General features: G+C 57.3%; 16 protein-coding genes, 1 tRNA gene and 1 CRISPR repeat array. Of the genes, 9 read left to right on the top strand and 8 right to left on the bottom strand.

Annotated features, from left to right (window positions below; all coding sequences use genetic code 11):
• The gene (locus tag WDN10_01335; protein MEJ0053358.1) at positions 1 to 603 is read left to right on the top strand and encodes a toprim domain-containing protein; all 603 of its coding nucleotides are present in this window, start codon (positions 1 to 3) and stop codon (positions 601 to 603) included.
• Positions 604 to 678: 75 nt separating this feature from the next.
• Here WDN10_01335 and WDN10_01330 read toward each other — a convergent pair whose 3' ends face one another.
• Entirely contained in the window at positions 679 to 981 is a 303-nt protein-coding gene (locus WDN10_01330) for a hypothetical protein (protein ID MEJ0053357.1), read from the bottom strand.
• Between the two features lie 150 nt (positions 982 to 1,131).
• Between WDN10_01330 and WDN10_01325 the strand changes: the two genes are divergently transcribed.
• Positions 1,132 to 2,067, top strand: a complete 936-nt coding sequence (locus tag WDN10_01325; GenBank protein MEJ0053356.1) for an IS30 family transposase — start codon at positions 1,132 to 1,134, stop codon at positions 2,065 to 2,067.
• A gap of 63 nt (positions 2,068 to 2,130) precedes the next feature.
• Here the strand turns inward: WDN10_01325 and rplU are convergent, their stop codons facing one another.
• The 4 genes from rplU to WDN10_01305 all read right to left on the bottom strand — a co-directional run bounded on the left by rplU (position 2,131) and on the right by WDN10_01305 (position 6,932).
• On the bottom strand, positions 2,131 to 2,448 hold the full coding sequence (gene rplU, locus WDN10_01320; protein ID MEJ0053355.1) for a 50S ribosomal protein L21: 318 nt from the start codon (positions 2,446 to 2,448) through the stop codon (positions 2,131 to 2,133).
• A gap of 149 nt (positions 2,449 to 2,597) precedes the next feature.
• A CRISPR array of direct repeats spans positions 2,598 to 3,064; the repeat unit is 40 nt; unit sequence GTAGCATCCCCCTCATCTCGACGGACCAGAGTACCGTTAC.
• A 303-nt stretch (positions 3,065 to 3,367) separates the two neighbouring features.
• A complete protein-coding gene (locus WDN10_01315) occupies positions 3,368 to 4,411 on the bottom strand; it encodes an integrase core domain-containing protein (GenBank protein MEJ0053354.1) in 1,044 nt (347 codons plus the stop codon).
• A gap of 6 nt (positions 4,412 to 4,417) precedes the next feature.
• Positions 4,418 to 5,149: a CRISPR-associated endonuclease Cas1 gene (gene cas1, locus WDN10_01310; GenBank protein ID MEJ0053353.1), complete on the bottom strand. Its 732-nt coding sequence runs from the start codon at positions 5,147 to 5,149 to the stop codon at positions 4,418 to 4,420.
• A gap of 61 nt (positions 5,150 to 5,210) precedes the next feature.
• Positions 5,211 to 6,932 (bottom strand): hypothetical protein, encoded by a 1,722-nt coding sequence (locus tag WDN10_01305; protein ID MEJ0053352.1) that lies wholly within the window; start codon positions 6,930 to 6,932, stop codon positions 5,211 to 5,213.
• A 115-nt stretch (positions 6,933 to 7,047) separates the two neighbouring features.
• Here WDN10_01305 and WDN10_01300 point away from each other — a divergent pair, with 115 nt between their 5' ends.
• The gene (locus WDN10_01300; GenBank protein ID MEJ0053351.1) at positions 7,048 to 8,043 is read left to right on the top strand and encodes an IS30 family transposase; all 996 of its coding nucleotides are present in this window, start codon (positions 7,048 to 7,050) and stop codon (positions 8,041 to 8,043) included.
• Here WDN10_01300 and WDN10_01295 read toward each other — a convergent pair.
• Positions 8,017 to 9,099, bottom strand: coding sequence for a DNA recombination protein RmuC (locus WDN10_01295; protein ID MEJ0053350.1), 1,083 nt, complete (start codon positions 9,097 to 9,099; stop codon positions 8,017 to 8,019). The genes WDN10_01300 and WDN10_01295 overlap by 27 nt on opposite strands.
• 35 nt (positions 9,100 to 9,134) lie before the next feature.
• On the opposite strand from WDN10_01295, the gene WDN10_01290 reads away from it, so the two are divergent.
• The 4 genes from WDN10_01290 to WDN10_01275 all read left to right on the top strand — a co-directional run bounded on the left by WDN10_01290 (position 9,135) and on the right by WDN10_01275 (position 10,998).
• Complete coding sequence (locus tag WDN10_01290; protein ID MEJ0053349.1) at positions 9,135 to 9,590, top strand: GatB/YqeY domain-containing protein; 456 nt, start codon at positions 9,135 to 9,137, stop codon at positions 9,588 to 9,590.
• Positions 9,591 to 9,680: 90 nt separating this feature from the next.
• The gene (locus tag WDN10_01285) at positions 9,681 to 10,019 is read left to right on the top strand and encodes a hypothetical protein (GenBank protein MEJ0053348.1); all 339 of its coding nucleotides are present in this window, start codon (positions 9,681 to 9,683) and stop codon (positions 10,017 to 10,019) included.
• A gap of 34 nt (positions 10,020 to 10,053) precedes the next feature.
• Complete coding sequence (locus tag WDN10_01280; GenBank protein MEJ0053347.1) at positions 10,054 to 10,545, top strand: hypothetical protein; 492 nt, start codon at positions 10,054 to 10,056, stop codon at positions 10,543 to 10,545.
• Positions 10,546 to 10,749: 204 nt separating this feature from the next.
• On the top strand, positions 10,750 to 10,998 hold the full coding sequence (locus WDN10_01275) for a hypothetical protein (protein ID MEJ0053346.1): 249 nt from the start codon (positions 10,750 to 10,752) through the stop codon (positions 10,996 to 10,998).
• Between the two features lie 207 nt (positions 10,999 to 11,205).
• Here the strand turns inward: WDN10_01275 and WDN10_01270 are convergent, their stop codons facing one another.
• Together WDN10_01270 and WDN10_01265 are read right to left on the bottom strand one after the other, a co-directional pair.
• On the bottom strand, positions 11,206 to 12,159 hold the full coding sequence (locus WDN10_01270) for a hypothetical protein (GenBank protein MEJ0053345.1): 954 nt from the start codon (positions 12,157 to 12,159) through the stop codon (positions 11,206 to 11,208).
• A 106-nt stretch (positions 12,160 to 12,265) separates the two neighbouring features.
• A tRNA-Glu gene (locus WDN10_01265) sits at positions 12,266 to 12,337 on the bottom strand.
• A 147-nt stretch (positions 12,338 to 12,484) separates the two neighbouring features.
• Between WDN10_01265 and WDN10_01260 the strand changes: the two genes are divergently transcribed.
• Both WDN10_01260 and WDN10_01255 read left to right on the top strand, forming a co-directional pair.
• A complete protein-coding gene (locus WDN10_01260) occupies positions 12,485 to 12,754 on the top strand; it encodes a hypothetical protein (protein ID MEJ0053344.1) in 270 nt (89 codons plus the stop codon).
• Between the two features lie 21 nt (positions 12,755 to 12,775).
• Positions 12,776 to 13,009 (top strand): hypothetical protein, encoded by a 234-nt coding sequence (locus WDN10_01255; GenBank protein ID MEJ0053343.1) that lies wholly within the window; start codon positions 12,776 to 12,778, stop codon positions 13,007 to 13,009.
• Positions 13,010 to 13,143: the final 134 nt, after the last annotated feature.

Genomic DNA, 13,143 nt, shown 5'->3' with positions numbered 1-13,143 from the left:
ATGATCGACCGAGTCGAAGAATTGGCCAGGGCGTTCGAGCGGCTGCCGGGCATAGGTCCGAGACAAGCCAAGCGTTTCGTGTTCAGTCTTCTCGCGCAGGGCGGCGCGGAGCGCGCGAAGATGGCCGAGCTCATCAGGCAGCTCGGGGACGACGTGCGCCAGTGTTCTTCCTGCTATCGCTTCTGGAGCGGGCAAGGGAATCTGTGCAATTTCTGCAGCGAATCGTCCCGCGATGGCTCTGTGTTAATGCTCGTCGAAAAAGACCAGGACCTCGCTGCCGTCGAGCGATCGGGCTCCTATAAGGGCCGGTATTTCGTTCTTGGCGGCGTGCTTACGCTTTCGGGCAAAGGAGCCATACGGGAGAAGGAGCTGGTGCGCACGATCGGGGTGCGGGCGAAGGGCGGCCTTTCGGAAATAGTGCTCGCCCTTTCGGCGACGAGCGAAGGAGAGCATACGGCGGACCGCGTGCGCGAACTTCTCGCCCCTTTTCGGGATGCCCTTCGCCTCACGATACTTGGCCGCGGACTTGCGACCGGCTCCGAACTCGAGTATTCCGACGCCGCTACCCTGTCGGGCGCGCTGCAGAATAGGAAGGAAGCATAACCCTGTGCGTCAAGGGAAATGAAACGAATCGCCGCACTCTCCGGAGAGTGCGGCGAAATGCCGTCGGCGCGCCCGTCAGTGGGCTGTCAGAAAGAAATTCCAGCCGGCGGATATGGCGAGCCCGAGCGCCGGTATGCATGCGAGGCTGCAGAAACGGCTCGTCAGTTTCGCGTTTCCGGAAGCGAGCGTCGTACAGATTCCCGTAACCGCAAACGAAAAGAGCGCGCCGGATATCAGAGCCGTTTTGGAAAGCGCGGGATACTGGTATGCGGCCCAGTCGGCCTGCGTAAACCACACGGCGAGCATGGTTCCCGCGACAAGACCGGTGAAGCCGCAGATGAGCGCCGCCTGCTTTTGTCCGGCAGTAGGCAGAGACATGGGGTGTCCTTCCTGTTGGGAACGATTCAGTCTCTAGGTATACCCCGTCCAGGGGAAAAATCAATCTCAGGGCGGTGAATCCCCACCCTAATCGCAACAAAGTTTGCAGGCTAATTGCAACAGCTCTTTTGGGTTCCACACTCTCTGGATATGGCACATACCCAGATTGGGCCAGGAGACTGGCCGGTGATTGCCCGCATGCTGCGGGCAGGACACGCGATCCGAGAGATCGCACGTACGCTTGAGAAGGATGCAGGATCGATCTCTCGTCATGTGAACGAATACGGCGGACGTGAGGGATATGATGTACGCGAAGTACGCAGAAAGAAGAAGCTGAAACGCATTGCTGCAATGGACAGTATTCGCGTGCTCAAGGGTGCGCTCTTGCGCACGGTGGTGCGTATGCTCAAAGACCACCACTCTCCTGAGCAAATTGAAGGGGTGACGGGTGCAGTCTCCGCCAGCACCATATACCGATATATTGAGGAGCGTGCTCCGCACCTGAAGCAGTTCCTCAGATCATCCAAAGGCAAATACCGTCGCAGGCGCGGTACCAAAATACGCGAGAAGGCTCGTGAAGCGGCCAAGAAGCAGCGTATTGATGACCGTCCAACGATTATTGAACGACGAAGCCGGCTCGGCGACTGGGAGGGCGATACGGTGCAAGGCAGCGACAAGCGAGTCCGCATTGTCACCTTTGTGGATCGCAGGAGCGGATACCTGGTTGCATACTTGTTGCCCAAGATGCGCGCCGAGCTCCTCACGTCGCTTGCGCTCGCACGCTTCCGTCATATTCCGCGTGCCAAACGCAAGACCATCACGCTCGACAACGGTCCAGAATTTGCCGACTGGAAGCGACTCGGGAAGAAGAGCGGGGCAACCGTGTACTTCGCATACCCGCACCGTCCTTGGGAGCGTGGTACCAACGAGAATACCAACGGACTCCTGCGTCAGTACTTTCCTCGTTCGCTCAACTTCAACCTGATCACCCCTGAGGAGCTGGCGCATGTGGTGAAGAAGCTCAATGACCGGCCGCGCAAGCGTCTGAAATTCGAATCACCGCGCTCGATATTTCTGAGGAAGTGAGTGTTGCAGTTAGAGTGGGGTTCAGGCGGAGAACGGGACGCGTAAAAACGGTTGCGATGTCGGCTACGAAATCGAGTCGATCTGTACCTTCACGAACGGCTGGCGGTGTCCGCGGCGCTTGTGGTAGCGGCTCTTGGCCTTGTACTTGACCACGTCGATCTTCTTCGCCTTCCCTATCTCAAGCACGGTGGCCGAGACCTTGGCGCCTTTGATGACCGGGTCGCCGATCGTCGTGTCGGAGCCGTTGTCGACCATGAGCACCTCGTCGAAGACGACCGTGTCGCCTTCTTTGTGGCTACCGGAAAGCTTCTCCACCTTGAGCATGAGGCCCTTGGAGACCACGTACTGCTTCCCGCCCGTCTTTATGACCGCCGTTTCCATAGAATGGAACCATATCATTTGAAGGTATAAAAAACAAGACCGCTGAATTTAACCAGCGGTCTTTACAGAACTAACGCGATTCTCGACGGACCAGAGTACCGTTACAGGATGGCATCGGCGCGAAGCATGGCGGCCATTTTCCCCGTGTTGTAGCATCCCCCTCATCTCGACGGACCAGAGTACCGTTACGTGGCCGGTCATGAATTTCTTCATGCACGCGGTAGCATCCCCCTCATCTCGACGGACCAGAGTACCGTTACATCGCGTCCGCCGCATCCGAAGTCGTCTAACTGTAGCATCCCCCTCATCTCGACGGACCAGAGTACCGTTACAGCCCGCTTCGGGTCATGTATATCTCGCCCTGTAGCATCCCCCTCATCTCGACGGACCAGAGTACCGTTACATGAAGATACGCTGAGGCTTTCCGGAGTATAGTAGCATCCCCCTCATCTCGACGGACCAGAGTACCGTTACCAACGTCTTCTACACTCTTTGCATAGCATAGGTAGCATCCCCCTCATCTCGACGGACCAGAGTACCGTTACATGAAGATACGCTGAGGCTTTCCGGAGTATAGTAGCATCCCCCTCATCTCGACGGACCAGAGTACCGTTACCTAAGCGCAGTTCTAGTAGTAGCACCTCCTCTCGGAGGGCCGAAGAGAGTAAGATATATCGCGTTCAGATCAGGGGGGCGTGATCAAGACAAGCGGGGTTTTGTTGGCCTCGCGGCCGCCCTGTTACAGGGCAGAAGTCCCGTTCCGGCATGCCGGTGGACCCTTAGGACTCGGAGATAACTCCGGTCCCGGAACGTCTCAAGGATGAGAAAAAGTGCCGGGATGTCCGAAAACACCCTTTCTTTTTCTCATCGCCATATCAAAGATCGGTTCAAAATCAACTTAGCATGTTCCGCGGGCGCGTCAAGCAGCTGTACGCGTCCAGTACCTCTGGCACTCCTCGGCCGTTAATGAGGAGAGTATATACCGGAGCGGCGGCACCTGTCCCAGGGACTCGTGCGGACGCCGGGCGTTGTACCAGAGCAGCCAGTCGACCAGCTTCAGGTTGAATGCCGCGACGTCGTCCCGCAGGAGCGGCCGATTGAGCATGATGCAGTCCTCCGAGATCGTCCGGTTGAACCGCTCGACGAACGCGTTCATCTTCGGGCTGCGGGGAAACGTATTGAAGTGGGTGAGGCCGAGGGCGCGGCACCCCGCCTCGAAGTTCTTGGCGAACTCCGGGCCGTTGTCGGTCTGGAGCTCCGTGATGTCGAAGGGGCACACCGCGATGACGCGCGCGAGGAAATCGGCGGCGGACGCGGAGGAGTGGACGGTATACGCGCCGGCGAAGGCGAACTTCTTCTCGACATCGATGGCGGTCAGGACGTACCGCTTCACGCCGTCGATGAAGCGGACGACGGTGTCGAGCTCCATGCCCCGCTTGTGCCGCCTGCGCAGCTTCGTGCGCTTCGATACGGGCTTCTCCCGATACGTGCCGCTTCGCGCATAGTATGAGAGCGGCTTGTGCGGGAGCAGCAGCCCTCTCCTCTTGAGGTCCGCGACGACCCTCCCGACATACGATTCGGATACCCGGTACCCGTCCTCCCGCAGCAGGGCTGCGAGCTTCGCCTTGCCGAGCCTCGGATGCTCCGCGCGCTCCTTCAGGATGAACGTCTCGACCTCGGGGAGGACGATGCGTCTCCTCCGATTCTTCGGTGCCGTCGACTTGGGATCGAGCGCGTCGAGTCTCCCGTGCGCGCGGTCGAGCTTCGCCTGCCAACGGAAGAGCGTGCGGCGAGAGACGCTGAAGGCGTCCCTGGCCGCACGCTCCCCGTGCGTTTTCCAGAAGTCCAGCACCTTGACCCGATGCCGCACCTCGTCGTTGTTCCTCATATGCAGGAAGCGTATGCTCCGCTCGCGCATATACAACCAGCCCTCGGTATCCTTCAGTATGTTGAATTGACGCATCGCTCCTCAGTTAGGAGGAGTGCCATATGTATCTGAACTTGTGCAGCAGCGGCTGTCATGGCGGGCGGGAAGAAACAGCGGAGAAAACGGTTCCCGGCGATCGACCGCACGTATGAATTTCAGTATCTGCACCTCCATATAATACCGATAGGCGTGGCATCGCTTGAAATTCTTAAGATAGTGCGGCCGGTCAAGGCGTTCGTTAAGCTCGTGGAGAAAATGGGCGATTTCCGCGGTTGCCGACAGCACAGGCTTCTTTTTAAGCCGGAAGAACCGAAGGATTTCCGCGTCGACCGTATCCGCCCGGAAGATCTCCACCAAATCGTAGGCGAGCGGCGCGCTCGCACTTTTGCGCGCCGAATGCAGAAGGCCAAGTACTGCCGAAACACCGCGCTCCTCAAGATATCGCCGCACGATGCCGGTGAGATGATGGTATCCGATGTCGAGCAGCCGGTTTACGGGATCATCGGATCCCGGCTGCCTGCCGGGGAAACTGGTTCTTCCGGGAAGCAGGTCTCGGAACGCTTTCCAGAAATACCGCGCGGCCCGCGCCTCGACGAGGAGGATATCCTGCATCGTCCGTACACCGGAAAAATCCGGTACAAAAGGCGCGAGCCGATATCGCTGAAGGAGTATGGATTCACGAACGATCTTAAGCTCGATCAGGCGCTTAGCGGACTCAAGCGCGTGCCGCGAATGCTTGTATGCGCACATTCGGGTAAGCCAGAGAGCGTTCATGAAATGAATTATGAAATAAAAAGACGCCCGGAACAAGTCCGGGCGTTCAGAGTTCTAGAGGCTATGCAGTTTCCGCGCCTCGCGAAGATTGATCGATATGCGCGCGAGTCCTGAGGAAATCTTCCCTCAGCGCGCGGGCGCGCGCGATCTTCATCTCATGCGCGTTGCGGCGGCTCCGTTTCGGAAGGGTCGGCGGCACCGAGAACTGGTGCCGGATGACCCGGCCTCCCCGTTCCGGAGCTTTGGTCGTAAGCTGCAGAATCAGATCGGCCATATTCCCGGTGTTCTGGGTGCGCCAGTTCCTGCCGTCCGGAGCGCCGCCTTGCTCGGGTTTCCCCGCATCGGCGAGCGCGTCCGGCTTGCCGCCCCTGATCGACACATCGAGTACCACGATATTCGGACCCACCCGGTCAAGGAGCCAATCGGCCATTTCCCGGTGCGAGAGCTTCTGCTGCTCGCGCATGTGGCGATACGCTTCGCGCCGCGCCGCCAAAAGTTCGCGGTATGCCGCCGAATCCTTGACGACTTCGTCGAAGCGGCCCCGTTTTTCGTGTCCGACCTGCTTGCGCGGGTCGCCGATTTCGTCCGCGACCGGTTTCCAATGCCGGTCGGGACGAGGAAGTGGGAGGACAAGTTCGACGTTCCTCCAGTCAATGCCCAGATCTTCGGCGAGCTCGCGGCGCATTCGATAAGAGGCCGCCTTAAGCTGGGCGAGCCTCCAGTTCTTCTTCGGATACTCCTTTCCGTTCGGGCCTTTCTTGCCCTGTTTCTTCAGGTTTCCGCCGCGAGCTTTTTCTTTCGCCCTCGCCGCTTCGATCGTTTCGATTCTCGGCCCCCAGAATGACTGCGGGTCGAAGGCCGGAACGCAGCATCTGCGCGCGACGGCCATGATGTCCGACCCGGTGACGAGAAAGGCAGCTTCTTCCGGAACGAACCGCGTTTCCGGCGGCTTCGGGATCTCAAACGATAAGGCGATCCTGAAGCCGCTTTGTTCCCTGAGGTCGGAGTTCGCGCGAAACAGCGTGAACGACTTCACTTCAGCGCCCGCCACCGTGATCTCGCGCCACTGGTAGTCGGGGATCGGGTATCGCATGACCTTCTTCCCGTTCACTTCCCCGAGCCGCAGGTACACGCTTTGATCGCCCTCCTTGCCTATCCGCACGGTCCGCCCGCGTATCTCGCAGAACTCGTGTTCGGCGAGTTTTTGCGCGAACCGCGCCCTGCGCCCGCCCATCTCGTTCCCTTTCTTGCTCTGGGCGGCTCCGTAGTAGCGTTTGATCGTTTCCTCGAGGAGTTGGCGATTCAGCCCTTGCGTGTCGCGTTCGGTCAGGGAATTGATCCAGTCGAACTTCGTCGGCCTGGGCCGCGGACCTTCGAGGTGCAAGAAGGTCCGTCGTTCGGCATAGAGCGTCTCAAGTTCCTTATCGAGCGTTTGTTTCTCTTCTGCCGTACGGCACTCCGAGATCCGCTTCTTGACTGCTTCGATGCGTTCATCGAGTTCCTTCCGGGCGTCGACGGCGCGCTTGCGCTCGGAGTTGAGCCGTTCGATATGCGCTTCAAGTTCCGCAGCAAGCTCTTCATTTTCCGCCTCGTGCGCTTCCTTGAGCTCTTGTTTCGGGATCGCCCACAGCGCGTCGATAGCGGCGCGCTTTGTGTGGATCTCGTTCCAAAGCTCCCGAAGGACGCCGCTGGCGCGCATGAACGTTCCGATGTCATCGGGCGTCGGTCGTATGTCAAACGCGATCGCACGCACGAGGACGTTCGGGTTTTTGTCGCCGAGCATCTAATTCTCCTTTTCAAAGCTTCGGTTCCGACGGGAGAATACGGTATGTTATTGGTTTAGTCAATATTTGCGAAGGCTACTCTCAACCTCTAACTGCCCGCATATGATACCACGTATGTATACCCACCTAACGTTCGAGGAACGAGAATGCATTGGTCTTATGCGTGCAGCCTACTTCTGGCCAGTCGAAATCGCACGCGAGCTCAATCGCGATCCTAAAACCATCAGACGAGAGCTCAGACGCTCGAAACCGTTGTTTGAAGGATACCGACCAAGCCGGGCACACAAAGATGCACGAAAGAAAAAGAAAATCCCGAGACGCGGGAAGAAGCTCAACTACGCGCCTCTTCAGCGTGTCGTGTATGCAAAGCTCCGGCTTCGCTGGAGCCCGGAGCAGATTGCGCAGTACTTGAAACAGCACTACGCTACAGATACTCGTATGCAAGTCTCCCACGAATCCATCTACACCTATATCTATGTGCTCCCGCGCGGGAGCCTCCGCAAGGAGCTTACGTCGTACCTGCGCCAGGGCGCCGAAGGGCGCAGGCGCAGGTATCGGGTGCACGACAGGCGAGGAAAGATACCCAATATGGTGAGTATTCACGAGCGCCCCAAAGAAACGGAAGACCGCTCAGTACCTGGACACTGGGAGAGCGACCTCATTATCGGCAAAGGACATCAATCAGCCATTGCGACCTTGGTGGAACGCACCACGCGCATGACCATTCTGGTGCCGCTCAGAGAAAAGACCGCTCCTGCGGTGCGCATGGCACTTACGAAAACCGTGAAGAGCTTGCCCCGCGAAGCCTTCCGATCAATCACCCATGATCGCGGCAGCGAGATGGCTGAGCACGAACTCTTCACCAAAGAGACCAGGGTGCAGGTGTATTTCGCTGATCCACAAAGCCCGTGGCAGCGTGGTACAAACGAAAATACCAATGGCCTTATTCGTCAGTATTTCCCCAAGGGAACGGACTTCCGGCGGGTGCCAACTAAGTATTTGAAGCAAGCGCAGAAGCAGCTCAATACTCGGCCCAGAAAAGCTATCGGCTTCAAAACACCTGAAGAAGCATTTGCGCTATTATTAAAGAAGCGGGCATTTAGAGTTTGAATTCAAGAAGGGTTTCTCAAGGAGCGTAGGCTCAACCCCCGCCCTGGACTCCGCGATGCGGTATACGTCCTTGTCTATCTTCCCGAGCTCCTTATACCCGCTGTTGTAGTGGGAGACGGCCGTCCCGAGGGAGTTCCCGAGCTTCTTATAAAATTCCTCGTAGCTGCCGATGTGCTTTCCGAGTTCCCCTACCCGTTTCTGGATTTCGACCGCCTTCTGCTCGATCTGGAGCGCCTTGAGGCCCTGCATCACGGTCTGGAGGTACGCGAGGAACGAGGTGGGCGAGACGATGATCACTTTGTATTTGGCGGCGGCGCGCTGGATGAGGTTCTCCTCTTCCCCGCTTCCGATCGTGTTTACGAGAAGGTCGTAATAGATGCCCTCGGAGGGGATGAACATGAAGGCGAAATCCATCGTTCCTTCCTCGGGGCGGATATACTTGGCGGTTTCGCTTATCCGAAGCTTCAAATCGTTCACGAATGCTTTCTCCGCGCTTGCGCGCTCGGGGGTATTGAGGGGTGATCCGATAAAGCGGTTGTAGTTATCGAGCGAGAACTTGGAATCGATCGGCACGATCTTGTCGCTTATGAAAACGGCCGCATCCACTATCTCGCCGTTAGAAAACGGGTGCTGCATCGTATACATCCCGGGCGGAAGCACGTTCTTAAGCACGGTCTCGAGATAATACTCGCCGAGAATTCCCCGTTGTTTCGGATTGCTGAGCACATCCTGAAGGTTCTGGAGCTGCTCGGCGAATTTCCCGGTCTGCCGCCCGATCTCCTTGACCGAGGTGATCTCCTGCGTGATTTCCTTGATGAGCCTCGTCGATTCCGAATGCTGCCGGTCGACGCTTTCCTGCATGGCGCGGGAGGATTCCGACACGCGGGTGTCGAGCACGCGCGCCATCTCCTGTACCTGCTTCTGGAGAAGCATCATGGCCGAAGTATCTTCGGGGAGAACGCTCCCCCGCTTCCCCCGCCCGAAGATGAACCAGAAACCGATTCCTTGGAGTATGAGGAGTACGATGACCGCGATGCCGATGGCAAGGACATTCATGGCTCCAGTATACCGCGGCGTGATACTATGCCTCCATGACCATTCACGAAACGATCAAAGCAGGCATTCCGGAAGCCATGAAGGCCCGGGACGCCGTGCGGCTTGAGACCCTCCGGTCTCTCGTAACGGCCATGACGAACGAAGTCGTCGCGAAGAAACGGAAGCCGGACGAATTCCTCACCGACGAGGAAGCCCTCGCAGTCCTTAAGCGTTCGGCGAACCAGCGCAAGGATTCCATCGAGCAGTTCACGAACGCGGGCCGGGCGGAACTCGCCGGGAAGGAGAAAGCCGAGCTCGCCATCATCGAGACGCTCCTGCCTTCCATGATGGGCCGCGAGGAGATCGAAACGATAGCCAGGGCCAAGATGGCGGAGCTTGGCATTTCTGGTAAGGCCGAGGCCGGCCGTTTTACCGGCATGCTCATGAAGGAGCTCAAGGGTAAGGCCGACGGGGCTGACGTAAAGGCGGTCGTGGATGCGCTTCTGGTTTAAATTCATAGACAATACATAATCAGGGTGTTATAGTATTTGTGGGTTGGGTTTGTGGGGCCTTACAACGAGTAAAAAGTTGGAGGATCCCTAATGCGTACCTGTACAATCTACTGCGATCAAACGCCAGGCGACTTCAAGCCTCGCGGAACCAGTCGGCTGGTCGTGTTTCTGGTGGTCATCGAAGGCCTGGGAGACATTGCTATCAGCGATGCCCAGGCGTTCTGGCGGAGCTACGGAACCTCGGCCCGCTTCATCTTCTGCCGTCCGGAGCAACGGATATTCATCGGTCAGACCGTGACGATTTTCACGCCCGGGCAGCTGCTTCTCGAGCAGCAGCGCCTCGGGCGGGCACTTCGGAGCTATCTCGAACTCGATGGGATCTTGCGTTCCTGGCCAAAAGACTTTGACCCCGTCGCGGAGTCAGCGTAACATTGGGTGTGGTGGGTGTAGTACAATAAGCGTAATGCGTAACCCTATGGAGTCTCCGATGCGTGCAAATCGCACATCTGAAGGAGCGCCGGCCCCGAAGTACGAGGGCTGGGAAGCGGAACTGGTGGTAATGGAACAAAAAAAAGGCGTGACGGTCGATCGCGAACTGGCCGCGAAAGTGGTCGAGAAGCTCGCGCTAATGCGTACCGCCCTTATTCCCCGTACCGCCGCGAGCAGGGCGCTTGAGGCGGCGGGCGTGAAGCTCTCGGCCGAGCCGCAGACCCTGGCGCTGTTTTCTCTCGCTAAAAGACTTCGTCAAAAAGAAGCGGAGAGCAGGGTCGAAGACATGCCTTTGGCTCCTAGACCACGGTCGCAGCAGAGGACAGAGAATCCTCCGGCGAACGCCGTCTTTACGGAGCGAGAATGGGCGCGCATAAGGGACGGCGTAGAGAACGACACGTTTTTCACCGCTGGCCGTCCCTGGGAAAGAACCTCCTCCTCAAACGAGGAACGTCCCGAGGGATAACACTTTAATGGAAAAGGGCGGTCTTCGGGCCGCCCTTTTGCTTTATCAGGAAAAGACTTGCTTTTTTAAGACACCTGTGGTATCTTCATACTCGGTTTCAACGAGGGGAGATGTATCTTGAAACGTTCTGAAACTCCGGCGGATTCCCGCCGGCAACCTTCAATCATAATGTGCAGGGTCTGGTTCTGGACGTTTGTGGTTCTCTTGGCTACGAGCTTCTATGCCGCGTTCGTCGAGCGCACGCTCGAAGAAGGCGGACAAGATCTGCTCCGGCTACAGTCTCAGAACCTCTGCCGCGTAAAGCTCGATCTGTTCGAGCTTATGGGCGAACGGCTGCTCTGGAAGGGAATCGCTTACGCGGCTCTCGTTCTCGCGGCTCTCGCGCTCGCGTTATCTGTACGGGCCGTGTATCGGTTCGCGCAGGGCCGCTGGCCACGCCACGCCACATCGTGATTGCGGGCGAAGACCCGTATTACTACTTTATTCGTTTCTGTATCTTGAAAGCGCTCGGCACATCGGTGCCTCGCGTACTCGGGTACGCATTCCAAATGACGTACGTGTATACGGGTCTTTTGCTTTTGCTGCGAATGTATTTTTGTACGGCATGAACTAAAAAGGCCGCGCCCCCAGCCTTGTGGCCGTGAGCGCGTATTGTGCTAGTTAGGCACTGTCGATATACCACTGCCTGAAGCGTTCGATTACCCAGTAGTGCATATCGGCAAATTTCCCCGTATAGAGCACTGGGCACCCGAGCACCTGGGGGTGCAGCTTCTGGCGTTTGTCACGCTTTTTTGCAGCCTTGAGATAGTGCAAACGGTGTCGCTCGATGATTTCCGGTTTGATCCGGAGAGTGAACGCGTCGTTACAGGAACAGATCTCGAAGCAGTCCCGCGAGAACGACTGATGCGGATTGTTGAGATCGAGCTTTTTGGTGCCCTCGAGTCTTGTGATCAGCGGATGGGTAGATGAACGGTCATTCATCATAATGTCGACGAACAGTTGCAGCAGAGACGGGTGCTCGAGCAGCTCGAATAACTCTTGCTGCAACAAGGGCCGTCCCGTATCACGGAGGAAGACTACAGGAGCGACTTCCGCGATCCGCGCCAGCATCATAACCAAGTCGGCCATGGATGGCATCGGGAGTCTTTTGAACTTCCGGTGCTGGACGCGCCCCACGGTCATATACACGACCAGCCAATCGTGCTCGAGCGAACGTGCTCCTCCTCTGCTCCTGTTCGCGCGGTGTTCTTCAACATACTGGTTGTGGAGCAACTGGAGCAGGACGTTGAAGTACTGGGCGAATCCCTGTGCCCGTTCGGTATGGGACTGTCCCCGATGAAGTTCCGCGAATTGCCGAAGTACCTGCTCGATCGGCTTCGCTTGGGTTTGCAGATACATCCAGAAGTGTTCGATAACCAAACTGGCCAGCGCGTAACCTTGCGTACGGATCCTGAAGCGCGCTTCCGCGCTTTTCGGAACGGCCAGAGAGTTTTGCTTTAGAAACTCCTCCGGACTTATCCGGCCCGAGAGAAAATCGTCGCTAAGTTGCCGCGCGATCGTCGCGTACTGCCTGCCAGGCAGTCGTCCGAGACGGCTTGCGTGTGGACATGGCATTGATCGCCTCCCATGTGTGAGTGTTCATTCCTGAAAAGACAATATCACGGAAATTAGAAACGGCAATTCTCAATACAGGGGACGTTAGGGACTTTGTCCTGATGCATGACCCTACCGGGAGTCGAACCCGGCTTTGAAGCTTGAGAAGCTTCCGTCCTAACCGATAGACGATAGGGCCTTGTTGTTTTTATACCAGAAACATCCGCGAATATAAAGCGAAACGCCCGACCCGGAGCTTATGCGCTCTGCTGCCGAGCATCAACCGCTGACTGCACATAGATATATACTTATAGTCCCTTGAGAAGGAACCAGAAGGAGGCTTCCCATGGAAGTCCTGATGCTAAACGGACCAGACCCGCGCCTGTTCGTGCACGCGGTGCCCGTCTACGTGACGGTAGGCGTTGAAACGGAAACGGATCACCACGTCGCGGCGATCAAGCTCCAATACAAGCTGGACGAGCTGATTTGTATCTCGCCGGTCCTGCTTGAAATGAAGAAGCGCGGGATCAGCCCGACTGTGTTCGTCTGGGATGAAGAACGTGAAGTAGCCCAAGTATCGTCTTGTTCTCTTTGGATGCGCCAAGCCCAGAACTGATCAAGACGCTCTTGCAAGGGAATGAGGTGGCCACCGCGCGCTGTCCTCCAAATCAAATGCTCCGAAGTAATTACTGACGGTTCCGCCGATATTCCCGGCTGGGGCGCGAAGAAGTTCCTGGAAGCGTTCGCCCGGAAAAAGTTGGCCATCGTTATCGCGCAGGAGTACGAACAAGGCGTGCTGCCAGACCCCGAGACCACCTGCTTTTTCACGGTCGAGAAAATTGAACGCCGCCCTCTCAAGAGTAGCTTGTAGCAGAGAACTGAATTCGGCCGCTCCTTCGGGAGCGGCCATTTCTTATCACCAAAAACCCCCGGCGAAGCCGGGGAGTACGTTTGAAGGCGACGCCATACTAAAGCAGGGGCGGCAGCCCCTGCTTTAGCGGCTAA

The sequence above is a fragment of the bacterium genome (assembly GCA_037200965.1).
Lineage (GTDB): Bacteria > Patescibacteriota > Minisyncoccia > Phycocordibacterales > Phycocordibacteraceae > C7867-001.
The sequence above is the reverse complement of the archived record's forward strand: the minus strand, read 5'-3'. Positions and strand labels throughout refer to the sequence as shown.

Coding starts and splice junctions, on each gene's coding strand:
- cas1 (MEJ0053353.1), bottom strand. CDS start 5,149: ATGAACGCTCTCTGGCTTACCCGAATGTGCGCATACAAGCATTCGCGG.
- WDN10_01295 (MEJ0053350.1), bottom strand. CDS start 9,099: ATGAATGTCCTTGCCATCGGCATCGCGGTCATCGTACTCCTCATACTC.
- WDN10_01285 (MEJ0053348.1), top strand. CDS start 9,681: ATGCGTACCTGTACAATCTACTGCGATCAAACGCCAGGCGACTTCAAG.
- WDN10_01315 (MEJ0053354.1), bottom strand. CDS start 4,411: ATGCGTCAATTCAACATACTGAAGGATACCGAGGGCTGGTTGTATATG.
- rplU (MEJ0053355.1), bottom strand. CDS start 2,448: ATGGAAACGGCGGTCATAAAGACGGGCGGGAAGCAGTACGTGGTCTCC.
- WDN10_01280 (MEJ0053347.1), top strand. CDS start 10,054: ATGCGTAACCCTATGGAGTCTCCGATGCGTGCAAATCGCACATCTGAA.
- WDN10_01330 (MEJ0053357.1), bottom strand. CDS start 981: ATGTCTCTGCCTACTGCCGGACAAAAGCAGGCGGCGCTCATCTGCGGC.
- WDN10_01300 (MEJ0053351.1), top strand. CDS start 7,048: ATGTATACCCACCTAACGTTCGAGGAACGAGAATGCATTGGTCTTATG.
- WDN10_01335 (MEJ0053358.1), top strand. CDS start 1: ATGATCGACCGAGTCGAAGAATTGGCCAGGGCGTTCGAGCGGCTGCCG.
- WDN10_01325 (MEJ0053356.1), top strand. CDS start 1,132: ATGGCACATACCCAGATTGGGCCAGGAGACTGGCCGGTGATTGCCCGC.
- WDN10_01305 (MEJ0053352.1), bottom strand. CDS start 6,932: ATGCTCGGCGACAAAAACCCGAACGTCCTCGTGCGTGCGATCGCGTTT.
- WDN10_01270 (MEJ0053345.1), bottom strand. CDS start 12,159: ATGCCATGTCCACACGCAAGCCGTCTCGGACGACTGCCTGGCAGGCAG.
- WDN10_01255 (MEJ0053343.1), top strand. CDS start 12,776: ATGAGGTGGCCACCGCGCGCTGTCCTCCAAATCAAATGCTCCGAAGTA.
- WDN10_01260 (MEJ0053344.1), top strand. CDS start 12,485: ATGGAAGTCCTGATGCTAAACGGACCAGACCCGCGCCTGTTCGTGCAC.
- WDN10_01290 (MEJ0053349.1), top strand. CDS start 9,135: ATGACCATTCACGAAACGATCAAAGCAGGCATTCCGGAAGCCATGAAG.